The organism is Enterobacter sp. SA197 (assembly GCF_054131575.1).
The window spans coordinates 3,777,013-3,803,747 of record NZ_CP096393.1 but is presented as its reverse complement, the minus strand read 5'-3'; the positions used below and the strand labels follow the sequence as shown (position 1 = coordinate 3,803,747).

At 55.3% G+C, this 26,735-nt stretch carries 20 protein-coding genes; 13 read left to right on the top strand and 7 right to left on the bottom strand.

The features are described from left to right. Positions 1–10 precede the first annotated feature (10 nt). The 4 genes from M1D91_RS17870 (at position 11) to M1D91_RS17855 (ending at position 14,226) form a co-directional block, all read left to right on the top strand. Complete coding sequence (locus tag M1D91_RS17870) at positions 11–9,475, top strand: beta strand repeat-containing protein (RefSeq protein WP_437433213.1); 9,465 nt, start codon at positions 11–13, stop codon at positions 9,473–9,475. Between the two features lie 68 nt (positions 9,476–9,543). Next, positions 9,544–10,890 carry a TolC family outer membrane protein gene (locus tag M1D91_RS17865; protein ID WP_437433212.1) on the top strand — a complete coding sequence of 449 codons (1,347 nt, stop codon included), beginning with the start codon at positions 9,544–9,546 and terminating at the stop codon, positions 10,888–10,890. A 23-nt stretch (positions 10,891–10,913) separates the two neighbouring features. Further along, a complete protein-coding gene (locus M1D91_RS17860; protein WP_437433211.1) occupies positions 10,914–13,046 on the top strand; it encodes a type I secretion system permease/ATPase in 2,133 nt (710 codons plus the stop codon). A gap of 10 nt (positions 13,047–13,056) precedes the next feature. Further along, positions 13,057–14,226, top strand: coding sequence for an HlyD family efflux transporter periplasmic adaptor subunit (locus M1D91_RS17855; RefSeq protein ID WP_437433210.1), 1,170 nt, complete (start codon positions 13,057–13,059; stop codon positions 14,224–14,226). 59 nt (positions 14,227–14,285) lie between these two features. Here M1D91_RS17855 and smpB read toward each other — a convergent pair whose 3' ends face one another. Continuing rightward, complete coding sequence (smpB, locus tag M1D91_RS17850; protein ID WP_437433209.1) at positions 14,286–14,768, bottom strand: SsrA-binding protein SmpB; 483 nt, start codon at positions 14,766–14,768, stop codon at positions 14,286–14,288. Between the two features lie 159 nt (positions 14,769–14,927). On the opposite strand from smpB, the gene M1D91_RS17845 reads away from it, so the two are divergent. Together M1D91_RS17845 and M1D91_RS17840 are read left to right on the top strand one after the other, a co-directional pair. Further along, positions 14,928–15,365, top strand: a complete 438-nt coding sequence (locus M1D91_RS17845; RefSeq protein WP_437433208.1) for a type II toxin-antitoxin system RatA family toxin — start codon at positions 14,928–14,930, stop codon at positions 15,363–15,365. Next, on the top strand, positions 15,355–15,645 hold the full coding sequence (locus M1D91_RS17840) for an RnfH family protein (protein ID WP_437433207.1): 291 nt from the start codon (positions 15,355–15,357) through the stop codon (positions 15,643–15,645). The genes M1D91_RS17845 and M1D91_RS17840 overlap by 11 nt, the downstream gene beginning before the upstream one ends. On the opposite strand, the gene M1D91_RS17835 is transcribed toward M1D91_RS17840, so the two are convergent. From M1D91_RS17835 to nadK, 4 genes are all read right to left on the bottom strand, one after another. Further along, positions 15,615–16,166, bottom strand: a complete 552-nt coding sequence (locus tag M1D91_RS17835; RefSeq protein WP_437433206.1) for a ClbS/DfsB family four-helix bundle protein — start codon at positions 16,164–16,166, stop codon at positions 15,615–15,617. The two genes, M1D91_RS17840 and M1D91_RS17835, sit on opposite strands and share 31 nt — an antisense overlap. A 56-nt stretch (positions 16,167–16,222) precedes the next feature. Continuing rightward, positions 16,223–16,564: an outer membrane protein assembly factor BamE gene (bamE, locus tag M1D91_RS17830; protein WP_437433205.1), complete on the bottom strand. Its 342-nt coding sequence runs from the start codon at positions 16,562–16,564 to the stop codon at positions 16,223–16,225. 148 nt (positions 16,565–16,712) lie between these two features. Then, a complete protein-coding gene (gene recN, locus M1D91_RS17825; protein ID WP_437433204.1) occupies positions 16,713–18,374 on the bottom strand; it encodes a DNA repair protein RecN in 1,662 nt (553 codons plus the stop codon). 86 nt (positions 18,375–18,460) lie between these two features. Further along, positions 18,461–19,339: an NAD(+) kinase gene (gene nadK / locus M1D91_RS17820; protein WP_437433203.1), complete on the bottom strand. Its 879-nt coding sequence runs from the start codon at positions 19,337–19,339 to the stop codon at positions 18,461–18,463. 123 nt (positions 19,340–19,462) lie between these two features. Here nadK and grpE point away from each other — a divergent pair, with 123 nt between their 5' ends. After that, on the top strand, positions 19,463–20,056 hold the full coding sequence (gene grpE, locus M1D91_RS17815) for a nucleotide exchange factor GrpE (RefSeq protein ID WP_437433202.1): 594 nt from the start codon (positions 19,463–19,465) through the stop codon (positions 20,054–20,056). A 54-nt stretch (positions 20,057–20,110) separates the two neighbouring features. On the opposite strand, the gene M1D91_RS17810 is transcribed toward grpE, so the two are convergent. After that, a complete protein-coding gene (locus tag M1D91_RS17810; RefSeq protein WP_437433252.1) occupies positions 20,111–21,400 on the bottom strand; it encodes an HlyC/CorC family transporter in 1,290 nt (429 codons plus the stop codon). A gap of 17 nt (positions 21,401–21,417) precedes the next feature. Beyond that, on the bottom strand, positions 21,418–22,206 hold the full coding sequence (locus tag M1D91_RS17805) for a cytochrome C assembly family protein (RefSeq protein ID WP_437433201.1): 789 nt from the start codon (positions 22,204–22,206) through the stop codon (positions 21,418–21,420). Positions 22,207–22,375: 169 nt separating this feature from the next. Here M1D91_RS17805 and ffh point away from each other — a divergent pair, with 169 nt between their 5' ends. The 6 genes from ffh to M1D91_RS17775 all read left to right on the top strand — a co-directional run bounded on the left by ffh (position 22,376) and on the right by M1D91_RS17775 (position 26,691). Continuing rightward, on the top strand, positions 22,376–23,737 hold the full coding sequence (gene ffh / locus M1D91_RS17800; RefSeq protein WP_437433200.1) for a signal recognition particle protein: 1,362 nt from the start codon (positions 22,376–22,378) through the stop codon (positions 23,735–23,737). Between the two features lie 258 nt (positions 23,738–23,995). Continuing rightward, entirely contained in the window at positions 23,996–24,244 is a 249-nt protein-coding gene (gene rpsP / locus M1D91_RS17795; RefSeq protein WP_437433199.1) for a 30S ribosomal protein S16, read from the top strand. An 18-nt stretch (positions 24,245–24,262) separates the two neighbouring features. Further along, the gene (gene rimM, locus M1D91_RS17790; protein WP_437433251.1) at positions 24,263–24,811 is read left to right on the top strand and encodes a ribosome maturation factor RimM; all 549 of its coding nucleotides are present in this window, start codon (positions 24,263–24,265) and stop codon (positions 24,809–24,811) included. 45 nt (positions 24,812–24,856) lie between these two features. Continuing rightward, complete coding sequence (gene trmD / locus M1D91_RS17785; protein ID WP_437433198.1) at positions 24,857–25,639, top strand: tRNA (guanosine(37)-N1)-methyltransferase TrmD; 783 nt, start codon at positions 24,857–24,859, stop codon at positions 25,637–25,639. 150 nt (positions 25,640–25,789) lie between these two features. Beyond that, the gene (gene rplS / locus M1D91_RS17780; RefSeq protein WP_006178051.1) at positions 25,790–26,137 is read left to right on the top strand and encodes a 50S ribosomal protein L19; all 348 of its coding nucleotides are present in this window, start codon (positions 25,790–25,792) and stop codon (positions 26,135–26,137) included. Between the two features lie 149 nt (positions 26,138–26,286). Beyond that, entirely contained in the window at positions 26,287–26,691 is a 405-nt protein-coding gene (locus tag M1D91_RS17775) for a DUF2946 domain-containing protein (RefSeq protein WP_437433250.1), read from the top strand. Positions 26,692–26,735 lie beyond the last annotated feature (44 nt).

Genomic DNA, 26,735 nt, shown 5'->3' with positions numbered 1-26,735 from the left:
CAACGATCTGGTGGTACGCGGAAACAGTGCCGGGTTGCCGGAAGGCGCAATCATTACGGTCACCCTCGGCAGTGAGACCTATACCGCCACGGTCGGGCCTGGCGGCGCATGGCAAACCACGATCCCTGCCGCCGATCTCGGTCAGCTTTCTGATGGTCTCAACACCATTACTGCTTCATCCGTCACCGTCAACGGCACCGTCACTGACAGCCATGATTTTACGGTCATCATTAACACGCTGCCGCAGGTAGTGATTAATCAACCCTTCGGCGATGGCATCGTCAATCAGGTGGAATCGACCCAGAACCAGACGCTAACCGGAACAACCGGTGTCAATGGGCCTGGGCAGACGGTGGTTGCCACGCTGAATGGTCAACAGTACATCGGTGTGGTGAATACTAATGGCATCTGGTCTGTCACTCTCCCATCCGGTGCGCTGAGCACTCTGGCATCCGGTCCGGGTACCCTCAGCGTTGAGGTCAGGGATGTGGCAGGTAACCCGTCTTCAGGCAACGTAAGCTTTACCGTAGATAAGGTGCCGCCGACCGTCACGGTGCAGCCCATCAACGGTACTGACGTACTGAATGGTGCCGAGGTACAGGCAGGGCAGACGATAAGTGTTAACGCCTCAACCGATGCGAGTAGTGTCATTGTTCGCATCAATGGCACGGATTATCCTGCCACGCTGAATGCGGGGGTATGGCAGGCAGCGATACCGGGAACTGCCCTGGCTGCGTTGCCAAACGGAGCGAGCGCCATCACCGTGACGGCGACGGATAATGCAGGCAATACCACTACGGTTTCTCATACCCTGACGCTCGATACCACCGCGCCTAACCTGGTCGTGGACCCTGTCACTCGTGACAATCAACTGGATATCGCCGAGTTAAACAGTGGCTTTAACCTGACCGGTAGAACTGTTCCAGCCGATCCGGGGGCGCAAGTCAGCGTCACTATTAACGGCCAAACATTAACGGGGGTGGTGGCGGCTGACGGTAGCTGGTCGGTTCCGGTCAGCGCAAGCGATCTGGCAGGGCTGACGAACGGCAACTATCCGGTGTCTGTTACGGTGACGGACACCGCGGGTAATGCGTCGCCAACCCAGAACGTCAATTTTAGCGTCAATACCAACGCCAGCGCGATTGCAATCAGTCCGGTCGAGTCTGATGACAAAATCAGCGCAGCGGATATTCAGGATGGCCTGACCATCAGTGGTATCTCCGCACGTCTCGCAGAAGGGGCGACCGTCACCGTCACCCTGAATGGCAAACAGTACACCACCCAGATTAACAGCAGCGGCAACTGGCAGTTGACGATATCGCAGGCTGACGCAGCGGCGATTGCGGATGGTACCGCGACGCTGACCGTCTCGGCTCGCGATGTTGATAATCTGCCCGTTTCCGGGGAGCGGTCGTTCACTATCATTACTCACCAGTTGCCGCAGCCGGTAGTAAACACGCCGTTTACGGATGGAATAGTGAACGCCGCTGAAGCGGCGGCAGGTGGCGTATTAAGCGGTGTTACTGGCAGTAAAGGCAGCGGTCAGACGGTCACCGTCACGCTCGATTCCGGCACACCCATTACCGCCACGGTGGACGCGAACGGTAACTGGAGTGCGCCTGTCACTTCCACACAGCTTGGCGCGCTTACGCAGGGTAATCACACCATAACGGTCACCGTGACCGATGCGGCGGGCAACCAGAACACGGTAACCACCCCGCTATCAATAGATACTCAGACACCCAATCTGGGTATGAACGCCGTCACCAGTGACAACATCGTTAACACGGTAGAAGCGGCAGGAGCATTGAGTATTTCCGGCACCGGGACCTACGATCCGCTGCATGCTCAAACGGTCAAGGTACTGGTTAATGGTCAGAATTATGATGCAACTCTGCAACCCAATGGTACCTGGAGTATCACGCTGCCAGCGGGGGCGCTCGCCGGTGTGCCGGATGGACCGGTCGCTGTTCAGGCTTCAATTACGGATGCGGCGGGCAACAGCAATACCATCAATACCAGCTTCATACTGGATGCTTCTCCTGCGGGTGCGCCACAGATAACGGTTAACACCGTCTCCAGTGATAACTACGTGAATACGCAGGAATCCCTGAGCGCATTGACGATAAGCGGCACGGCGATCCTTGTTGAAAACAACCAGACTGTGACCATCACACTGAACGGGCAAAACTACACGGCTACCGTTCTGAACGGTGTCTGGTCGGTGAGTATTCCGCAGAATGAAGTCGCCGCCGTACCGGATGGCGCCCAGGTCATTTCGGTTAGCGTGACCGATCTCGCCGGCAACGTAGCAACCAGCAGCCAGAGCGTGAATTTTGTCACCCATGCGGCGTCACAGCCGACCCTGACGATTAATACTGTCGCGCAGGATGACGTGATTAACGCGCAGGAGCATAACGCGGCGCTGGATATCACCGGTACGTCAACCCGACTGGCGGCCGGTACAGTCATTACCCTGACCTTCAATGCCAAAACCTATACGGCGACCGTTGATGGCAGTGGCAACTGGAAAGTGACGGTGCCGCAGGCCGATGTGCAGGCACTCTCTGATTCGACCCTTGTTAATCCCGCCTACGCGATAACCGCAACGGCGCAGGATGCTGCACAGAATAGCGCCAATGCTTCCCACAATGTCTCGGTGGATACGACCGGGCCGGGGCTGACGGTGATTGTTGCAGGCACGATCCTTGCTGATGAGATTATTAACATTGCTGAGGCCAGCATCGACAGAACGGTTACCGGGACGGGTCTCGCAGGTCAAACGGTTATCCTGGACATTAATGGAAAAACCATTGCCACGTCCGTAGGCAATAACGGGACCTGGAGCATGACGATCCCGGCTGCAGAGCTGCAAGCTCTGGATCAAGGGCCGGGCACGCTGGTCTTCCACTCAACGGATGCCCAGGGAAACCGCAGCGAGCAAATCATCAATGTTGATGTCCACACCGATCCTGCCGCCGTACCAACCCTGACGCTGAATGCGATGTACAACGACAACATCGTGAGCCTCGCGGAAGCGGGCGATACCACCCTCATTGGCGGTAACGCAACTGGGCTTGCGAATGGCACGGTTGTCACTCTGACCATCGGCACACAAACCTTCACCGGCAGTGTGGCCGACGGCATCTGGACGGTGGGGATTCCCCCTAACCAGCTCACAACCAGTGGGCAACTGGCGGTGACCGTCAGCGCAGCAGATGAATGGAACAACCCGGCTACCGCCACGTCGGTTCTGGATGTAGTACTGGCTCAACCTACGGCAACCTTACCGGGGATTCTTTTTGGCGACAATTTTATCGGCCAGGCGGAAGCGGGTGCCACTGCCCAACTGACAGGCTCCACCGGTCAGCCAGGCGCCGGGCAAACGGTGAAAATCACCTTTGACGGTAACCAGGATGTGTTCGGCACCGTGGATGTGAACGGGAACTGGTCGGTAGTGCTGGATACCGCCTTACTCCAGGGGCTGACTGATGGAACCCACTCCATGACGGTGACCGTGGGTGACCGTGCGGGTAACACCGCCACCTCATCCCCGGCGAACACGATAACCGTGCTGACCGATCCGTTGACGGCGCCGGCGCTTGCCACACCGTTTACCGATGGCTTCCTGAATGTGGCAGAGTCGGGCGTCACGCAAACCCTCACGGGGGCGCTGAACACGCCGGTGGCTAACATCGACAGAGTGATGGTGACCCTGAATAACGGTACGGCGGTACAGGCGGTCATTAATCCCGTTGATGGTACCTGGCAATTACCGCTCTCACCTGCTGCGCTGGCCGCCCTGCCGGATGGTACGACGACGGTCAACGTGACGGTGATTGATAAAGCGGGCAACCAGATTACCGGGCAGAGCAATTTTGAAGTGCAGATTCATAGTCTGCCGGTGGCGACCTTTAACACACCGTTTGTGGATGGTGCCCTGAATAACGCCGAAGCGGCAACCGACCAGGTGATAACCGGCAACACGGGCGTGGCAACGGCAGGGCAGACGGTGACCGTGGTCTTTAACGGCGTACCTTATACCCAAACTGTGCAGAGCACCGGGGAGTGGTCGGTGACCATCCCGCAGGCCGCCTTCACGGGACTCGCTGAGGGGGCCACCCCAGACCTGACGGTCACCATTACGGATCGCGCGGGTAACGAGAGTCCAACCTTAACGACGACCGTAGGCATCCACACCGACCTGCCAGAACCGACGGCGACCAACCTCTTCACCGATAACATCCTCAACCTCACCGAAGCCGCGGGTCCGTTAACGCTGACGGGCTCGACGGGAACGGGTGTTGTCGGTAATGAGTATGTGACCGTACAGATTGACGTGGGCGGCATCATTTATACCGCCAGCGTCGCAAACGGCACCTGGACGGTGAATCTGCCTGCGGGTTCGTTGCAGTCGCTGGATCCTGCGGTACCTCATGCGATCATCATTACCGCTGAAGATCAGTACGGTAACACCGGTACCCACACTGAAGACTTTACTCTGGCCTTTACCCCACCGACCGTGGCCATCACCACTCCGGTCTTTGCCGATGGTTATGTGAACCTTGCTGAATCACAAAGTCTCACCTCACTGAGCGGGACCTTTAACTCGTCATACCCGACCGGGGCGACGGTGAATGTGAAAATTGGCAGCCAGACTTTCGCAGCGAATGTGATCGGTAATACGTGGACGCTGGATTTGACCGCTGCCGAATGGGCGCAGATCCCCGAACGTGGGCAGCAGACCCTCGCCGTCACGGTGACGGATGGGGCGCTCAACAGCAACACCACCACCACGCCAGTCAATATTATTCTGACGCAACCGACGGTTACCGTAACGACCCAGTTTGCCGGAGACGGACAACTGACCTATCTGGAAAGCGAGACCTCGCAGACCATCGGAGGCACATCCACCAATCTGCAAACCGGCGATATTGTTCGGGTGACCTTCCCGTCTTCTAACGGACCGCTGGTGCGGGACGCGACGGTGCAGGCCAACGGCAGTTGGTCATTGCAGCTTTCGCCCGCGGATATGGCAACGCTGCAGGCGGGTGCCATATCCGTGCAGGGGATCGATAAAGCCAATAATACCGGTAGCGCCACAAACGTTACCCCGTTGACTATCAACCTGACGCCCCCGACTTATGCAGTCATTCTTGATCAGGTCACCGGTAACAACCTGGTGAACGCAACGGAAATTGTTAACGGTGAGGTTCCGGTCAGCGGGCGTGCCAGTGCCAATCTGGCCGGGCAACTGATTACTTTGTCGTTAACGCCTGAGGGCGGCACAAGCACGGTCCTGACCACGGTTACGGTTGGCCCGGATGGAACCTGGAATTACGGACTTGCGCAGAGCGCAATTCCTGATGGGACATACACCATCACGGCGGCGAGCGTCAGCCAGCCTGCGACGCCAGTGGCCTCACAGACCTTTACCGTTGATCGTATTCCACCGGCGCTGACCCTGGCGCAGTTCACGGGCGATAACGTGATTAACGGTGATGAGAAAGCCATTGCGCAGACCATTACCGGTACCTCGGATCAAAACGGTAGCCTGGTGACGGTGACGCTGAACGGCAAAACCTACTATGGGCTGGTTACCGGCGGAAGCTGGGCGGTTCAGGTGCCGCAGGCCGATATGGCAGCACTGAACGGCGCCTCTTACACCATTAACGCCACCATCAGCGACGCGGCAGGTAACGCGACGACGCAACAACAGACGTTCACCATTGATACAGCCTCACCGCTGCTGACGGTAGATACGCTCAGCGTCCCGGCCGTACTCACAACGGTCAATGCGGTGGGCGGCTTGTTGGTGCAAGGGCAGGGGGAAGCGGGTAACTCGGTTACCATCACCCTGGGACCGCTAAGCTGGACTACTACGGTCGATCAGAACGGGAACTGGAATTATCGCTTCCCGGAGCTCAACCTGAACAGCCTCACCGATGGCGCCCAGGTGGTCAGTGTCACCTCCACGGATAGCGCCGGTAACGTCTCGACCAACAAGGTCTCCCTCAACGTTGCCCTCAACAAAGGGCTGGGTGTCCTGATCGATCAGGTCTTTAACGATGGCATCCTGAACGTTGCGGAGTCACTGGTCACTCAAACGCTGACCGGGCGGGTGAACGGGGATTATCGCGGCGCGAAAGTTTCGCTGAATATCGCTGGCGCGAACCTGACGATTAACGATCTGCTGGTGGGGGCAGATGGCTCCTATTCCTTCCAGTTACCGCCGTCCATCTGGCAGGGGCTGATCAATCAGACCCTGACTGCGGAAGTGAAGGTGGTCGATGCCAACGGGAATACCAGGTATGAAACCATCGATTTCAACCTGGCACTGAGCGATCTGCCGGTGGTAGGCAATGTGCTGGCCGCGGTAGACAACGTGATTAACCGGGCAGAGAGCACGGTCGATCAGGTCATTTCCGGGACGGTCAGTAATCTGGCCGATATCACAAGCGTGGTGGTCAACTTCGGTGGCCGTGCGGTGACTGCCGCCGTCACGTCGCTGGGGGATGGCACGGGACGCTGGGTCGCGACCTTACCGTCATCTATTCTCAGTACTCTGCCGGATGGTCAGGCCTCGGTGGGCATTGCCGTCACGGACAAATATGGCAACGTGGTCAATAGCAATGCCAGTATTACCGTGGCCAGTAACGTTCTGCCAAGCATTACCTTAAGCCCGCTCTTTACCGATGGTACGCTGAGCATTCCTGAGCTGGCGAATGCCCTGATTGGCGGCACCACCACGGGGCTTGCCGGACGCACGCTGACCGTACAGATAGGGAATATTCAGGCCTTCACCACCAATGTTGACGGAACCGGGAAGTGGTCACTGGATTTAAGCGCCATTACCGGTGCGTTGCAGGCTCTGGGCAATGGAAACCTTGCGGTGACCGTGACGGCCACTGACCAGTATGGTAACCCGGCGTCGCAGACCGGGCAGATCAAACTTGATCTGCTGGCGCCCGTTGTCAGTAATGTAGTGGCCTTTGGCGATGGCTTACTGAGCGTGGCCGATTCTCTGGTTAATCAGACCATTACGGGCGTGGTGAACAACGCCCCGCTGGGGTCTACCGTCGAAGTACAGATCGGCGCGAAAGTGTTTACCGGCCTTGTGGCGGCAAACGGCACCTTCACCATTAATCTGACACCTTCGGGACTTGCCGGCCTGGCGGATGGGACCTTCACCCCGCAGGTGAAAATCACCACCCCGGACGGTAATACTTCGACCACGGCCGCCAGCGCGAACGTGAGTATTGGGTTGAGCAACCTGCCGACGGTCGCCGTCACCTCCCTGTTCGGTAATGATGGCTGGCTGAACAAAGCGGAAACCGGGCTTGCGCAAACCATCTCCGGGACGGTGACGGGCCTGACCAGCGGCACGGTCAACGTGACCGTTGGAACGACGCCGTATCAGGCGACCATCAACAATGGTACCTGGTCACTCCAGCTTTCAGCCGGGGCGCTGGCCTCTATTGCGGACGGTTCGCTGAAGGTGACCGCCAGTGTGACGGATGCCGTGGGTAACGTGGTGACCGGTAGTCAGGTGGTGAATACCATCGTTCAGGCGGTGCCGACCATTGGTCTGGGGACGCTGTTTGGTAACGGGATCCTTGACCTGTCCGATCTGCTGACTAACCCGATACTGTCGGGGACCAGTACCAATCTGGCGGTGGGTACGCTGATTGATGTCAAAGTCGGGCCGCTTACCCTGACCGCCACGGTGGGGGCAAACGGAGCCTGGCAATTGCCGATACCTGCCCTTTCGCTGCAAGGCTTGCAGGACGGAACCAACATTTTGCAGGTCAGCGCTACGGCAAGAGACGTAGCCGGCAACGTTGCCTCCACCAGCCAGTCTGCCAGTGTGGCAATTCAGGCGGCGCCAACTGTGGCAATCACCTCGCTGTTTGGTGATGGCGGTTTGAGCGTCGCGGATCTGAGCGTCGACCAGAAGATCTCGGGTGTCAGCCTGAATGCCGTGGGATCGCTGTTGACCGTATCGCTGGGTGCAAAAAGCTACAACGCGACCGTTGCCGCGGACGGAAGCTGGAGTGTGACGGTGCCGAAAGCCGATCTCGGCCAGTTAGCGGATGGCCAGCCGGCCGTCAGCGTTTCGGTGACGAATGCCGCCGGAAACGTCGCAACGACCAGCGGCATCCTGGATGTTATCTCCCATGCGCTGCCAACCGTGACCCTGAACCCGCTGTTTGGTGATGGACTGCTCAACATTGCTGAAGCGGCATCCGGTCAGCTTATCACCGGCAAAATCAACGGGGTGGCGAGCGGGGCGAAGGTGGTCGTCACGGTGGGTGGCGTCCAGCTTAACGCGACCGTCGCTGCTGATGGAACATGGTCAACGGCGGTGAGCACCAACATTCTGCAAAGCCTGACCAGCGGTTCGGCGAAGATTGGTGTTGCAGTCACCGATCGTGTCGGAAATACCACGGCGACCGAAACGGATATTGGCGTTAAGTTCACTCAGCCGACGCTGGCGCTGACGCCGCTCAGTCTGACGGGGCTATTAAGTCTGGTCGGCTCGTTACTTTCACCAAAATTGCTCACGCTTTCCGGGACTTCGGCTAATCTTGAAGCAGGATCGACTGTTTATCTCAACTTGTTGAACACCGTGACCGCAACCGCCAAAACGGCAGCGGATGGCAGTTGGTCAACGCAGGTTTTACTGGGCGTTGATCTGCTGAAAATTCTGTCGCTCTCGACGGTAGTGCATCTCTCGGCATCGGATACAGCAGGCAACATGACATATCTGAACGTGGGCTTAGGTGGCGGCAATGCGAACACCAACCCACCGGTTTCCACCTTGTCTGCTGAGGCAGCCAGTTTCTCTCTCCTGGCGGCCAGTGCGGTGGAATCGTCGGATTCGCATGCCTCAACGGACAGTGCTGAGACCTCAACGGTGCACGCGGCCAGCACCACGGCGGCAGCTACGACCACAACAACCAGCAGTGAAAGTACCACCACAACGGAAGAGTACACGATCGGCGGCGTCACCATTGATTACGCTGACGGCACGCAACTGAGTGGTGACAGTGTTCTGGGGAATACGGGTAATGACACCATCCATCTTTCAACGCTGGGCTTTGCGCTGATCGACGGTGGCGCGGGAACCGATACCCTGGTACTGGATGGCGCAAACATCATCCTCAATCTGATTGAGGCCTCGACGAAGGTACAGCATATCGAAATTATCGATCTCGGTAAGTCCGGGACCAATAGCGTGACGCTGGATGTTCACGAAGCCTTAACGATGACGGATAAACCTGAAGACGATCTGGTCATCAAGGGGACGACGGGTGACCAGGTGAATCTCAAACACGGTAGTAACGATGTCTGGGCGGTCAGCGGTCAGCGAGATGTGGATGGCGTGCAGTTCGACGTTTATCACAACAGCTCGCAGACCAATACCCTCGGCGATGTCCTGATTCAGCACGGCCTGCACGTCAATATGGTGTAAAAAGGCAGTGGCCTCAGGGACGAGGCCTGAACAGCAAAATATCACCACGGGCAACCCAAAGGTGGAACATGAAAAAGAAGGTCATGAGTTTGTTGCTATTGGTGGTGCCGGGGATAAGCGCGCTCCCCGTCTATGGAGAAACACAACCGCAGTACCGTTGGCAGGCGGCGCCGAGCGAACAGCTTCAGGCGCAACTGACCATCAAAGAGGCGATCCTGCGTGCCTTCGCCAGAAACCCCAAAATTGCGCAGGCATCAGCACAAATCCGCGTCGGGAAGGCCAATCTGGAAGAGGCGCAAAGCGCCTGGTTTCCTCAGGTTTCTCTGCAGGGGAATGTCGGGCGATCGCACCGTACAGACTCTGCCGGTTCGCTGAATAATAACGGCTCCGGGGGCGTGACCTTAAAGCAGTTGTTATATGATTTTGGCAAAACCGGCGGCAGTATCGATGAGCAGCATAATTTGTCCGATGCGTACCGGTACGATCTCTACCACACTCTGAATGAAGTGGGCATGCAGACTCTGCAATCTTATCTGCAGGTTAAACGCTATCAGGCACTGGCCCAGGCGGCGCGCAATAATATTGTGTCGCTTCAGGGCGTGCAGGAGATGGCTGACTTGCGTGCCGGCGCTGGCTTAAGTTCGCAGTCTGACGGGCTTCAGGCCCAGTCACGTATTGCCGGGTTGAATGCCACGCTTGCTACCTATGAAGCCCAGATGCGCACCGCGCAGGCGGCGCTCAGTGTGCTCACCGGCGTGGTGTCTGATTCACTTCCCGATCTGCCTGATTCACTGATGCAGCAGAAGATCACCCTCCAGTCCCTCCCTTATGAGCAGAACTACGCGGTCCGTAGCGCGCAGGCTAAGCAGCTGGCGGCACAAGAGCGTATCCGACAGGCACAGGCACAGCACTGGCCGACGGTCTCCGTTCAGGCGGGCAGAACACGCTATGAAAACGAGAACAGTAGTTACTGGGACGATCAGGTGCAACTGGTGGTCGATGCGCCGATTTACCAGGGGGGGGCGGTGAGTGCGCGGGTAGATGCGGCAGAAGGCGATCGCGCCAGCACCCAGGCGGCGGTGGAAGCCAGCAAACTGGACATTAACCAGCGTGCGGCAACGGCCTGGGCCGATTTGACCGGCGCACAGCAACGCCAGGAGGCGGGGGAAGCGCAAATGCGTAGCGCCAACCGCGCCCGGGGTGTCTACCGGGACGAGTACCGTCTGAGTAAGCGCAGCCTCAACGATCTTCTCAGTATTGAACAAGATGTTTTCCAGGCTGAAAGTTCGGCGATTGTCGCCCGCTACGACGCCTGGGACGCCGCCGTCCGCTATGCGGGGGCCGCCGACAATTTACTCGATATGCTGGGCATTGAGCGCAGTCGTACCGTGGGCGATGACCTGCCCACGCTTTAAGCGCTTACCGCGCAGGAGATGTCATGCAAGAGCCGGATACCGAAAGCTGGATTAACGTGATGGTCCGTGCGGCGGGGCGCTTTGGCCTGCCTGCGGATGCCCCCGCTGTTCGTCAGCAAATGCGTTGGTTTGAAACGCTTCCTTTAAGCGGCCGCCTGGAACGACTCAGCGGATTGATGGGGCTTCAGGTTCGTTTGCTCCCGGTGGAGAAGCTGCGCTGGAGCGCCCATAATCTGCCCGTCATCTTACAGCTTGAGACGGGTGAGCTGTTGTTGATTGAAGCGCTGGATGCCGACGGGCTTGCCAGTTACTGGCTCAGCAACGGCGGTGACCTGGTGCGGGAAGAGCCGCTGGAGACGCTCCTTACCCGCGTGAAACCGGAAGCCGTGATGCTGGGCATTGCGGCGCGTGGACGGGATTCACGGGTGGACGATTTTACGCGACCCTGGGAAGCACACTGGTTCTGGCGTCATTTTCGCCATACCGGACGTAAGCTCTCGGAGATTGCGCTGGCGTCAGTCACCAGTAACGTGCTGGCGCTGGGCGGGATCCTCTTCTCCATGCAGGTCTATGACCGCGTTATCCCTGCGCAATCTTTCCCCACCTTGTGGGTACTCTTTTTTGGTGTGCTGCTGGCGGCGGCGTTTGAGTTTTTCATCCGTCTGGCCCGTACCCATGTTTCGGACATTATGGGTAAGCACATCGATCTGAAAGTGTCGTCGTTGTTCTTCGCCCGTGCGCTGGCCATTAAAAATGATGCGCGGCCTAAATCCACCGGATCCTTTATCTCCCAACTACGTGAAATCGATCAGGTACGTGAATTACTGACCTCCACCACGGTGGGGGCGGCGATGGACATTCCCTTCGTGTTGCTGTTTCTTGCCATTATGGCGCTGGTGGGCGGGCCGCTGGTCATTATCCCCTTAATAGCGATTCCACTGATCGTGATTCCAGGGCTGCTGGTGCAATGGCCGATGGCGAAGCTCGCCAAAGAGGGGATGCGTGAGAGTGCGATCCGTAATGCGGTACTGGTGGAGTCCATTGAAGGGGTGGAGGACATTAAAGCTCTGCAGGCGGAACCCTATTTCCAGCGCCAGTGGGAGCATACCCATTCGGTGGGGGCGAACATTGGCATGAAACAGCGCGTCTGGGGCGCCCGCCTGAGCGGCTGGGCCTCGACCGTGCAGCAAATTACTTACGCTGGCATGTTGGTCTATGGCACTTTTCTGGTGCTGGATGGCGCTATTACCACCGGTACGCTGGTGGCCTGTAGCCTGCTCTCGTCACGTACCATTGCACCACTGATGCAGCTCACCATGGTCTTCTCGCGCTGGCAGCATGCCAAAATGGCCATGACGGGGCTGAACGATTTGCTGAAAAAGCCCCTGGATAAAGAAGCCGATAAAAAAATGGCCCACTGCCCGGTGCTGGCAGGCCACTACCAGGTGCAGCAGGTGCAGTACAGCTACGATGTGGAAAAAGGTGACCAGGCACTGCAACTCGGTGAACTGGAAATTAAACCGGGTGAGCGTGTGGCTATTCTGGGTAAAACCGGCGCGGGCAAATCCACCTTGCTGAAATTACTCTCCGGGCAGGCGCAGGCCAGTAAGGGGAAAATTATTATTGATGGCGTCGACATGGCGCATATCGATCCCGTCGATGTCCGCCGCCAGGTGGGCTATTTGTCTCAGGATTCAAGGCTATTTTTTGGCACGTTGCGCCAGAACCTGATGCTGGGCCATCCGCATGCCACTGAAGCTGAGCTGATTCAGGCGTTACGAATCAGCGGGGCGATTGGCATGATCCAACAGGATGCGGCCAGCCTCGATCGTCTTATCAATGAAGGGGGGCGCGGGCTCTCCGGTGGTCAGCGCCAGATGGTGTTGCTGAGCCGCCTGATTGTGCGCAATCCGCAAATTGTTCTGCTGGATGAACCGACGGCCTCGATGGATGAGCAACTGGAAAGCTGGGTGATTCGCCAGCTTCAGCAGTGGCTCACTGGACGCACGCTGGTGCTGGTCACCCATCGCCCGGCACTGCTGAATCTGGTGGATCGTATCGTGGTAATGGAAAACGGCAAGGTGGTGGCGGACGGGCCACGGGATTCGCTGCTGCAACAGGCAGCGCGTAACAGCAACGTGGCGTCGGTCGCCTGAGGAGCCGCGGATGAGTCAACTGACTATGCAGGAAGACCTGGCGCGCCAGGGGCGATTTTACTCATCGGTTATCTGGCTGACGCTGATTGCGATGGTGCTGTTTGTGGCCTGGGCGGCCTGGGCCATCCTTGATGAGGTGACGGTCGGGACGGGAAAAATTACCCCTTCAACGCATGCGCAGGTGATTGAGAGCCTGGACGGTGGGATCGTCAGTGCGCTGATGGTGAAAGAGGGCGATATTGTTGAGCGTGGGCAGATGCTGGCCCGCCTCGATCCTACCCGCTTTCAGTCCAATTACGGTGAAGCCGCCGCCCGTGCGCGAACCCTGCGTGCGTCGAGTGAGCGTCTGCGCTCAGAGCTGACCGGTGAGCCTTTGCGTTTCAGCGCTGAATCACTACGCGAACCCGATCTGGTGGCCCGCGAGCGTCAGCTATATGAATCCCGCAGGCGTAACCTGGATGAGACGGTGGCGAACCTCCAGCAGGCGCTGAAGCTGGTGAACGCTGAGCTTAAAATGACTCAACCGCTGGTGGCGAGAGGGGCGGCCAGCGATGTTGAAGTCATTCGTCTACAGCGTCAGGCCTCGGAACTGAAGGGCAAAATCGACGAAGCGCGTAACCAGTATGCGGTGCGTGCGCGCGAAGAACAGGTGAAAAATAATGCCGATCTGGATGCTCAGTTGCAGGTGCTTGCCGGTAAGGCCGACCAGGTTGACAGGGCAACCCTCTCCTCGCCCGTACGCGGGATTGTCAAAGATATTCAGGTGACGACCGTCGGGGGTGTGTTACAACCGGGTGGCAAGCTGATGGAGATCGTGCCGCTGGAAGATCAACTGCTGGTGGAGACAAGGATCAACCCGCGAGATATTGCCTATATCAGACCAGGGCTGCCGGCCACCGTTAAAGTGACGGCCTATGACTCGTCGATCTATGGCGATCTCAAAGGTACCGTAGAGATTGTGTCACCGGATACGTTGCAGGATGAGGTCCGGCGCGATCAGTTTTACTATCGCGTCTATGTACGGACTAAAAGCGCGGAGCTGGAGAATAAAAGCGGGAAGCGCTTCCCGATTTTACCGGGGATGGTCGCGAACGTAGAGATCAAAACCGGACAGAAATCGGTGCTCGATTATTTGATTAAACCGCTGAACAAGGTCAACGAGGCGCTGCGAGAACGGTAGTTGCCGGAAAAGGGGAATAGGCCCGGACGCTTGCGTTAAGCGTCCGGTTGACGCCGGGTTTAACGGCCCGCGTTTTTCATGATGCGGGCTTTATCCAGTTGCCATTCACGCTCTTTAAGGTCGGAGCGCTTGTCATGCTGTTTCTTACCTTTCGCCACGCCGATTTTGACTTTGCACCAGGCATTCTTCCAGTACAGCGAGAGAGCAAGAATGGTATAGCCTTCGCGGTTAATACGACCGTAAAGGGAGTCGAGCTCGCGTTGGTTAAGTAGCAGCTTGCGGGTACGGGTCGGGTCGCAGACATAGTGACTTGAAGCCACGGCCAGCGGGGTGAAGTTGGCGCCAAACAGGTACGCTTCCCCGTCTTTCAGGATCACATAACTGTCGCCAATGTTTGCTTTACCTGCGCGCAGGGATTTCACTTCCCAGCCCTGTAAAGAGAGTCCTGCTTCAAACTCTTCTTCAATGAAATATTCATGGCGGGCGCGTTTATTCATCGCGATGGTAGCGGAACCGGGTTTGTGTACTTTTTTCTTCGTCATAAGTGTCGTGAAGCCATTTGTAATCTGATATCCAAAAAAAGACCTCATTGCATCCTGTGAGGTTCAACGTGTCATCTTAGCACGAGTTCCGGCATAGCGTTTTCCTTTCATCTATGGGAAATGTTATTATTTAAGGATTGTGTGATCGCAGGAAATGTTATGCCACAGATTAGCCGGACTGCGCTGGTGCCTTACAGCGCGGAGCAAATGTACCAACTGGTCAATGATGTGAAATCCTATCCGGAGTTTCTCCCTGGCTGTACGGGCAGTCGGGTACTGGAATCCGGCCCGACGCAAATGACGGCGGCGGTGGATGTCTCGAAAGCGGGGATCAGTAAAACCTTTACCACCCGGAATACCCTTACGGCTAACCAGACCATTCTGATGCATCTGGTTGATGGACCGTTCAAAAAATTAATGGGTGGCTGGAAGTTTGTTCCGCTCAGTGCGGATGCCTGCCGTATTGAGTTCAGCCTGGATTTCGAATTTACCAACAAACTTATCGAACTGGCGTTTGGCAGCATATTTAAAGAGCTGGCCGCTAACATGGTGCAGGCATTTACTCACCGTGCCAAAGAGGTCTACAGTGCCGGGTAAAATCGTTGTTGAAGTCGCATACGCGTTACCTGAAAAGCAGTATCTGCAACGGGTAACCCTGGAGGAGGGGGCGACTATTGAGCAGGCGATTGTGGCCTCAGGCCTGCTGGAGCTGCGTGCGGATATCGATTTAACCAAAAACAAGGTCGGGATTTACAGTCGCCCGGCCAAACTGCATGACAGGGTAGGCGATGGCGACCGCGTTGAGATCTACCGCCCGCTGATTGCGGACCCGAAAGAGCTGCGCCGTCAGCGCGCGGAGCAGTCGGCTAAGAAATAGTCCGGGGGGGACGAGGCTAATTTTTTAAGCAGTGGGTTCAGCCGCGCACTGGCATTTTTACAGGGTGAGACGCTGTTGAACTGAATCATTCGTCCTCGCGTCCACTTCCCGTACCAGGGCTGATGGTAAAGCGCTTCATCACTAAAGGCCTCTACCAGATGGCGCAACTGCCGCTGAGTCTCTTCAAGCCTGGCGAGCAGCGCCGCCCACGCTTGAATATGGGCATAATCGGCATAATATTTTTGCGCCAGTTTGCCCAGCTCATTCCATTTAAATCCTGTCGCCGGAAAATCAATCTCACTGCCTGAGGCTTCCTGATGATGCCAGTAAAGCACCTGCTCGCCCCAGCCAATGAGGTAGCTGACCAGAGAGGCGGGACTTATTGTTGTGCCTGCTGCGTGCCCTTCCAGACAAGGGGTGAAGGCAACCTGCGCTGGAATGCGGTCGAGTTTCTTACGTAACGCAGCGGCGGATTTTTCCATCGCCTCCAGCAACGCGGCCCTGCTCTGCGGTACGGACATTAATTCTCTCCCTGAAATGAAAATGGCGCCCGGGGGCGCCATTCGATGTTCTGAGATTACTCTTTTGTCAGTGCAGGTTTGTTATCAATGTTTGTTAGCACGCTGCTGCTGTTAAAGGTCAGGGTCAGCGTCTGTTGGGTGGCATTTTCATGGCCAGGTTGCTGGCGGAAAACATAGAACCAGGTATTGCTGCCGAACGGGTCGGTCATCATCGGCGTGCCCAGTGCGTAAGCAACCTGCTGTTGCGTCATCCCGACGCGAATTTTAGAAACGTCATTCGGGGTCAGGTAGTTTCCCTGATTGATATCAGGGCGGTATACCACTCGCTCCAGAGTGGAGCAGCCTGCGGTCAACATCAGTAGAACCGCTGCGGCAGCAGTCAGCATTTTACAACGCATAATGATTTGATTCCTTTTCGGGCCCGAACAGTACGTAGCTCATTTGTAATGTGCCGATAATAATAGACCTTTAGCCAGTTTGAAACCTTTGCTACCTGGTCCTGCGGCGAAATTATCCTGAACTCTGACCCTGTTTGTGCCAAAAAGTTTAGGCAGCAAGCAGCTCTTTCGCATTTGCCAGCGTATTTCGCGTGACCTCACTACCGCCCAGCAGACGAGCCAGCTCCTGAAGGCGAGCGCGTTTATCCAGCGGCTGCATATGGGTTTCCGTCATGGCGCCATCGGTTTCTTTGCTGACAACGAAGTGGTGATGACCACAGCCTGCCACCTGCGGCAGGTGGGTGACGCACATGACCTGGGTTGACTCTCCAAGCTGGCGGAGCAGCTTACCCACCACGGCTGCGGTTGGCCCACTGATCCCCACGTCAACTTCATCGAAAATCAGCGCTGGCGTTTCCATTTTTCGTGCAGTAATAACCTGAATCGCCAGTGCAATACGGGACAGTTCGCCACCTGAAGCCACTTTCGAGATGGCCTGCAACGGCTGACCGGGGTTGGTCGTGACCCGAAACTCAATGCGGTCTGCGCCTTCGGCAGTCAAAGCGTGTTCATCAAAGCTAACATCAATCACGAAGACGCCGTGCGGCATGGAAAGCATATGCATACTTTCGGTAATCAGCTGGCCCAGTTCTTCGGCATAGGTTTTGCGCTGTGTATGGAGCAGGCGAGCACTCTCCAGTGCCTGCTGGTGATGTTTATCCACGGCGAGCTTCAGCGTCTCCTGGGAATCAGCCTGATCGTCGAGCTGTTGCTGCTCATCCAGCAGGGACTGGTGGAACTGCGGCAGCGCTTCCGGGCTGACATGATGTTTACGTGCCAGCGAAATCTGCTTTGAAAGACGTTGTTCGAGTTCATACAGACGGTTCGGGTCGAGGTCCAGACGATCGCAGTAGTGACGCAATTCATCACTGGCTTCGCTAAGTTGAATGGCCGCTTCTTCCAGCATGGTAAGCACATCAGAGAGACCCGCATCCATGACGGTCAGTTCGCTCACCAACTGACGGGCAGTATAAAGCTGGCTTTGCAGATTAGCCTCTTCGCCATCTGCCAGCAGGTTAAGTGCATGCTGGCTGGTGCTGAGTAACTGCCCGCTATTCGCAAGGCGCTTATACTCCTCATCGATCTGTTCAAATTCACCCGCCTGGGGGTTAAATTCGTTAAGTTCTTTAAGCTGATATTGCAGCAGCTCTGCGCGCGCGGCACGCTCCTGACTTAACTGCTGGTGCTGCGCCAGCTCACGGCAGCTCTGATGCCAGAGTCGGTAGTGGCTGGTCATTTGTTGCGTAAGCGCATACTCACCGGCGTAACCATCCAGCAGGGCCTTCTGATGTTCTGCTTTCACCAGTAACTGGTGCGCATGCTGCCCGTGAATCTGAATCAACAGCTGACCCAGTTCGCGAAGTTGAGAGAGAGGAACCGCAGTGCCGTTAATAAAGCCGCGTGAGCGGCCGTCACTGCTGATCACGCGACGAAGTAAACACTCACGTCCGTCTTCAAGCTGATTAGCTTCCAGCCAGCGTTGGGCTGCGGGGGTATCTTTTAATGCAAAGCGAGCACAGAGGTCGGCGCGGGCGGCACCCGCACGCACCATGTCGGCTTCAGCACGACCACCCAGGCAGAGGCCAAGCGCGTCGATAGCGATGGATTTACCTGCGCCGGTTTCACCAGTAATAGCGGTCATTCCGCTCTGGAAATCGATCTCAAGCTCACGAACAATCGCAAAGTTGCTAATGGTCAGTTGTGCCAACATGGTTGCTTTCCTGTATGAAAAACCATAACTGTATTTAAATACAGTATATGACTGGTTTTATATACAGTAAAGCCCTGTACCCGGTTTCAGAATAATTTTTTTGACCAACCCAGCTTAGAGCTTAATGTGTTGAAATAACTGTAGTCTTTAGGGTGTATGAGATTGAGATGGTAATCGCAGCGGCGGATCAGCACATCTTCCCCTTCCTGGATAGGTAACGCAATCTGACTGTCGCAACTCACCTCAAGGTCGCTGCGCCGGTGCGAGAAGCGTAAACGAATGGTGCTGCTGCTGTTGATAACCAGCGGGCGTGCCGTCAGGGTATGCGGGAACATCGGCACCAGGGTAATGGCGTCCAGTGAGGGGGTGAGAATAGGACCGCCCGCAGAGAGAGAATAGGCTGTCGAGCCGGTAGGGGTTGAGATAATCAGGCCATCTGAACGTTGAGAAAAGGCGAAGATTTCGTCGATATAAACTTCAAATTCAATCATATGCGCCACTTTTCCTGGGTGGAGCACAACTTCATTAATGGCTGTACTGATGCGCTTCTGGCAATCCTGTTGGCAGACCTGGACTTCCAGCAGAAAACGTTGCTCGGCAAGATAATGCCCTTCAAGGACATCGGCCAGTTGTTGCTGCGCATTATCCGGATCAAGGTCGGTCAAAAAACCCAGGTTACCGCGGTTGATACCGATCACTTTGATGTCATAACGAGCCAGCGTGCGTGCTGCCCCCAACATATTTCCATCGCCACCGACAACCACAGCAAGATCGGCCTGTTGACCAATCTCCGCCAGCGTTCCGGTGCGCACGGAGGTAAGCTTCAACTCCTGCGCAATCTGCTGTTCCACAATGACCTCATACCCTTTTGCACAGAGCCATCGATAGAGCATTTCATGTGTGGTCAGTGCCGTTGGATGGCGCGGGTGACCGACAATACCAATACACTTGAAATGTTGAGCCATTTTCTGGTGGTCCTTGTGCCAAATGAATGATGACAATGTGCCGCGTTCCCTTGAAACCCGGAAACAGATCCCCATAATAAGCGAAGTTAGCGAGATGAATGCGAAAAAAACGCGGAGAAATTCATGAGTAGTAAAGAACAGAAAACGCCTGACGGGCAAGCCCCGGAAGAAATTATCATGGAACAGCATGAGGAAGTTGAGGCAGTTGAATCAGACGCTTCTGCTGAGCAGGTGGATCCGCGCGATGAGAAGATTGCCGACCTCGAAGCGCAACTGGTTGAAGCGCAGAATCGCGAACGCGATGGTGTTCTGCGTATTAAAGCCGAAATGGAAAACCTGCGTCGTCGTACTGAGCTTGACGTTGAGAAAGCGCATAAATTCGCGCTGGAGAAGTTTGTCAACGAGCTGCTGCCGGTTATCGACAGTCTTGAGCGTGCGCTGGAAGTGGCGGACAAAGACAATGCCGACATGGCCTCGATGGTCGAAGGCATTGAGTTGACGCTGAAATCCATGCTGGATGTTGTAAAAAAATTCGGTGTGGAAGTCATTGCAGAAACCAACGTTCCGCTGGATCCGAACGTACATCAGGCCATTGCGATGGTGGAATCTGAGGACGTTGCTGCAGGAAACGTGCTGGGTGTTATGCAAAAAGGCTTTACGCTGAACGGCCGCACTATTCGTGCTGCGATGGTGACCGTCGCCAAAGCTAAGGCCTAAGCGTCTTCTCAGGGCCGGTGACGTTTACGCTTCCCCGGCCCTTATTCTTCCCGCCTACCGGTCCGTCACGCTGTCACGAATTGGTTTGACCGGAATCACCCGCACCTGCTTAATCATATTGTCCTGTACATCAAGGATATCAATATCATACTGCTCAATGCGCACTCGCGTTCCGGCTGCCGGTATCTCTTCGAGGGCTTCCAGTAACATTCCGTTGATTGTCCTGGCTTCAGCTTCCGGCAATATCCAGTTAAAGGCTTTGTTCAGTTCGCGCACGTTGGCGCTACCGTCAATGATCACGGAACCGTCGTTTTGCGGTGTCACCTCTTCGGCAAGAGAAGGGGACATAGAGGTGGTAAAATCACCGACTATCTCTTCCAGAATATCCTCAACCGTAATCAGCCCCTGAACATCCCCGTATTCGTCGACCACCAGGCCAACTTTCTTTTTATTACGCTGGAATTTTACCAGTTGTACGCTGAGGGGTGTCCCTTCTGGCACGTAGTAAATCTCATCTGCCGCACGCAGCATAACCTCTTTAGTGAACTCCTTTTTCTCCGTCATCAGACGGTAGGCTTCGCGGACACGCAGCATACTGATGGTGTCATCCAGCGAGCCACGATAAAGCACAATGCGGCCATGAGGAGAGTGGGTAAGCTGGCGAACAATCGACTTCCAGTCGTCGTTAATGTCGATCCCGAGGATTTCACTGCGGGGCACCATGATGTCATTCACGCTGACCTTTTCCAGATCGAGAATCGACAGCAGCATGTCCTGGTTACGGCGGGAAATCTGCGAGCGCGATTCGTTCACGATAGTACGCAGCTCGTCTTTACTGAGCGCACTACTGATAACGACATCAGCTTTAATGCCGACCATGCGCATCAATATCCGGGTCACACTGTTCAACAGCCAGACCAGCGGCATCATGAGGATTTGTAAAGGGACGAGTAGTACGCTGCTGGGGAAGGCCACTTTTTCAGGATAGAGCGCCGCGATGGTTTTCGGCAAAACCTCGGCAAACACCAGAACCACAAAGGTCAGCACACCGGTGGCAATCGCCACCCCGGCGTTACCGTACAGGCGCATGCCAACTATGGTACCCAGCGCCGAGGCGAGAATATTGACCAGGTTATTGCCAATTAACACGAGGCTAATCAGGCGATCAGGCTTGCGCAGTAACTTCTCAACCCGACGCGCGCTGCGGTGTCCCTGCTTTGCCAGGTGGCGCAGGCGGTAACGGTTGATGGTCATCATGCCGGTTTCGGAACCGGAGAAGTAGGCCGAGATCACCACCATGATGATCAGGGTGACGATCAGCGTCGTGGTGGATATGTGTTCCAGAGGAAATTCCTTCTTGATTAGCTCACAAGGTGTTGCACTACGCGACTGCCAAAATAGGCCAGCGTGAGAATGCCCGCGCCTGCGACGTTGAACCAGACGACACGGCGACCGCGCCACCCTTCATGATAGTGGCCCCACAGCAGAACGATATAGATAAACCAGGCGATGATAGACAACACGGCCTTATCGATATTTTCCATGCTGAATAGATTTTTCAGATAGAACAGACCGGTACACAGCGTCAGCGTCAGGAGCACGACGCCGACCTGGGTAATGTGAAACATTTTGCGCTCAATGCTCATCAACGGAGGCATTTCGCTGCTGAATGCCAGACGCTTGTTTTTCAGCTGATAGTCGATCCAGGCGAGCTGCAACGCATACATTGCGGCAATGATTAACGTTGCGTAAGCAAACAGGGACAGGCCGATATGCACCATCATCCCTGGGCTGGCTTCGAGATGGGTGATGTATTCATTGGGGACAAAAATCGCAAAGGCGAGGTTGATCAGGGCAAAAGTATAAACGATTGGCAGCAGTAACCAGCCACGATTCTTGGACGCCACAATGGTCATCACCGTACAGATCATCAGGCTGACCAGCGACCCCACATTGAGCAGGCTCAGGTTCTGACCACCGTCATCCGGGAAGAGGCGTTCTTTGAGCGCAAAGCCGTGGCACATCAGGGCAATGACCGCCGAAAGCATTGCCATACGCCGCCAGCCGCTGTTTTTCTGAAGCAAACCGGGAATGATCAGCGCAAGGCTTACGGAGTAACCAGCAAGAGCGAGTAAGGCGAAAACGGGCATAGTAGCGTCGACAGTTAGACCCAAGGAGAAAGAAAAGCAGTATAGCGTTACGTGACGTTGGCTCCAACCGTTGCATCACATACATCAATAATGTCTTCATGTTATACTGCTGCAAATTTCTGTTATGCGTCGCTCTGGCGGCCCATCGTTTTACCTCAGGCGAGAGACAATGTTTGATAATTTAACCGATCGTTTGTCGCGCTCTTTGCGCAATATCAGTGGTCGTGGACGCCTCACTGAAGACAACATTAAAGACACGCTGCGCGAAGTGCGCATGGCGCTGCTGGAGGCGGACGTCGCCCTGCCGGTAGTGCGTGATTTCATCAACCGCGTGAAAGAAAAAGCGGTTGGTCATGAAGTTAACAAAAGCCTGACTCCGGGTCAGGAGTTCGTCAAAATCGTCCGTAACGAGCTGGTTGCGGCGATGGGCGAAGAGAATCAGGTGCTGAATCTGGCCGCACAGCCGCCAGCCGTGGTGCTGATGGCGGGTCTGCAGGGTGCAGGTAAAACCACCAGCGTCGGTAAGCTGGGTAAATTCCTGCGTGAGAAGCACAAGAAGAAAGTGCTGGTGGTCTCTGCGGACGTTTATCGCCCGGCGGCGATCAAACAGCTGGAAACCCTGGCCGAACAGGTTGGCGTGGATTTCTTCCCGTCCGACGTTGCCCAGAAGCCTGTCGACATCGTTAACGCGGCGCTCAAAGAAGCGAAGCTGAAATTCTACGACGTGTTGCTGGTGGATACCGCCGGTCGTCTGCACGTTGACGAAGCGATGATGGACGAAATCAAACAGGTACATGCGACCATCAAACCGGTCGAAACCCTGTTTGTTGTTGATGCGATGACCGGTCAGGATGCGGCAAATACTGCGAAAGCGTTTAATGAAGCGCTGCCGTTAACCGGTGTGGTCCTCACCAAGGTAGACGGTGATGCCCGCGGCGGTGCGGCACTTTCTATTCGTCATATCACCGGTAAGCCCATCAAATTCCTCGGTGTTGGCGAGAAAACCGAAGCGCTGGAGCCGTTCCACCCGGACCGCATCGCCTCCCGTATTCTCGGCATGGGCGACGTGCTCTCGCTGATTGAAGATATCGAAAGTAAAGTTGACCGCGCCCAGGCTGAGAAACTGGCGACCAAGCTGAAAAAGGGCGATGGTTTCGATCTGACCGACTTCCTTGAGCAGCTGCGTCAGATGAAAAACATGGGCGGAATGGCAAGCCTGATGGGCAAGCTGCCGGGCATGGGCCAGATCCCTGACAACGTTAAATCGCAGATGGACGACAAAGTGCTGGTACGCATGGAGGCGATCATCAATTCGATGACGCTGAAAGAACGTGCTAAACCAGAAATTATCAAGGGCTCGCGCAAACGTCGTATCGCCCAGGGCTGCGGCCTGCAGGTGCAGGACGTTAACCGCCTTCTTAAACAGTTCGACGACATGCAGCGCATGATGAAGAAAATGAAGAAGGGTGGGATGGCGAAGATGATGCGCGGCATGAAAGGCATGATGCCCCCTGGTTTCCCTGGCCGCTAAAAACAAGGGTATAAGGCTATCTTGTTTGCCATTTTAGCCCCGGGGTGTGCTCGAAATGCTCACGTACTGCGTGTACGCTCCGCTTTCTGCGCGCACGCCGTAACTAAACTGGCTGCACCGATATACGCCTTATATCCCTTGTTTGAGAGATGCTGATTGCATTTTCCCCAAAAATCAGTAAAATTTTCGGGCTTTTAATATGACACCGGGCTCCGTTCCTCGACGGGGCCTGTTGTTTTATTCACACAAGAGGATGTTATGGTAACTATTCGTTTAGCTCGTCACGGCGCTAAAAAGCGTCCGTTCTACCAGGTTGTTGTTACTGACAGCCGTAATGCACGCAACGGTCGCTTCATTGAGCGCGTTGGCTTCTTTAACCCGATCGCGTCCGAGAAAGAAGAAGGCACCCGCCTGGATCTGGATCGTATCGCACACTGGGTTGGCCAGGGCGCTACCGTTTCTGATCGCGTAGCTACGCTGATCAAAGCAGCAAACAAAGCAGCTTAATCTGTCACGGTGGTCATGATGAGCAAGCAACACGCCGCGCAGAACCCTGTTAATCCGATTGTTCTGGGTAAACTGGGATCTTCTTACGGTATCCGTGGTTGGCTCAGAGTGTTTTCCTCCACCGAAGACGCCGAAAGCATTTTTGACTATCAGCCCTGGTTCATCCAGAAGGCGGGTCAGTGGCAGAGCATTGAGCTGGAAAGCTGGCGCTACCACAATCAGGACATCGTCATCAAACTGAAAGGTGTTGATGACCGCGATGCTGCGAATCTACTGACCAATTGCGAAATTGTCGTAGATACCACGCAGTTGCCTCAACTGGAAGAGGGTGACTACTACTGGAAAGACCTGATGGGCTGCCAGGTAGTGACCACTGAAGGTTATGGTCTGGGTAAAGTCATCGATATGATGGAAACCGGATCCAATGACGTTCTCGTCATTAAGGCAAACCTGAAAGATGCATTTGGTATCAAGGAGCGGTTGGTTCCGTTCCTCGATGGGCAGGTTATCAAGAAAGTCGATCTCGCTACGCAAACTATTGTTGTAGATTGGGATCCTGGTTTTTAAACCTCCGGATATACGGTAAAAATACGGCACTATGGGGATGGGCTTGTGTTTATAGGTATCGTTAGCCTCTTTCCAGAAATGTTTCGTGCGATTACCGACTACGGGGTAACTGGCCGGGCAGTAAAAAATGGCCTGCTGAGCATCCAGAGCTGGAGTCCTCGTGATTTCGCTCATGACCGGCACCGTACCGTGGACGATCGTCCTTACGGCGGCGGACCGGGGATGCTGATGATGGTGCAACCTTTGCGGGACGCCATTCATGCAGCAAAAGACGCGGCGGGTGAAGGCGCGAAAGTGATTTATCTGTCACCTCAGGGGCGCAAGCTTGATCAAGCAGGCGTGAGCGAACTGGCAACAAATCAGAAATTGATTCTGGTGTGTGGTCGCTATGAAGGGGTAGATGAGCGCGTAATCCAAACCGAAATAGATGAAGAGTGGTCTATCGGTGATTACGTTCTCAGCGGTGGTGAGTTACCAGCCATGACGCTGATTGACTCGGTTTCCCGGTTTATTCCGGGTGTGCTGGGACATGAAGCATCAGCAACGGAAGATTCTTTTGCTGACGGGCTGCTGGACTGCCCACACTATACTCGTCCTGAAGTGTTAGAAGAGATGGAAGTACCGGCGGTATTACTGTCGGGCAACCATGCTGAGATACGTCGCTGGCGCCTGAAACAGTCGCTGGGCCGGACCTGGCTTAGAAGACCTGAACTTCTGGAAAACCTGGCTCTGACTGAAGAGCAAGCAAGGTTGCTGGCGGAGTTCAAAAAGGAACACGCACAACAGCAACGGATACACGAGAGCATTCAGGATGCATCAAGGCAGTAACTGAGTGAATCCTCAGGAGCTTACAAAAGTAAGTGACTGAGGTGAATGAAGGCAGCTCACGATGAGGCAGGCTGAAGAGCGAAGTGTATAAACATGATGGGATGGCGTAAGCCCCCGAATATCAGTTTACCCAGGATAAGAGATTAAATTATGAGCAACATTATTAAGCAAATTGAACAAGAGCAGATGAAGCAGGACGTACCTTCCTTCCGTCCGGGTGATACCGTGGAAGTGAAAGTATGGGTTGTTGAAGGTTCCAAAAAACGTCTGCAGGCATTCGAGGGCGTGGTTATCGCTATTCGTAACCGCGGTCTGCACTCTGCATTCACTGTTCGCAAAATTTCCAACGGCGAAGGCGTTGAGCGTGTCTTCCAGACTCACTCTCCGGTAGTTGACAGCATTGCTGTTAAACGTCGTGGTGCTGTACGTAAAGCTAAACTGTACTACCTGCGTGAGCGTACCGGTAAGTCTGCTCGTATCAAAGAGCGTCTGAACTAAGGTATCGCTTTCGCGACATCCTGAATAAAAGGGCTGGCCTGTGGGCTGGCCCTTTTTTATTGTCGTTGCGCGATCATATTAACTTCTCAGCCATAAATCGTTTACACTACCCGCGCCGTTGTGGGGGATATGTGACGAAAAAACAGCAAATGACAATCTGGCAACGAGCGGGGACAGCGCTCGCCCTGTTTTCGATCCTGCTTATCGTCATTGCGCCACTCATCTCCGTTGCCCTGCAAAAAGATCCGATGAGCGCGATGCCTGGTATGCATCATGACATGAGTTCGATGTCGATGACCGTGCAACCTGAAATGGCTGGTCATCATGATATGACGCCGGCATCCGTGCCCCTCGATCATGCAGAGGCCTGTGGCTACTGCGTGCTTATGGCACATGTTCCCGGCCTGCTGCTGGCACTTGTCGTATTGATCTCGCTGATCCTGAGTCGTATACGCCTGTCTGTACCGCGTCCGGTGCTTCGACACTGGCGACTCTTCCCGCCGCTTTGGCCTGATACGCGCGCGCCACCGCATCTGTCTGCTTTTTTCCTCTGATAACTGTGCTCAGGCACAGCGATAATTTTTACTTTCAGGAAAGA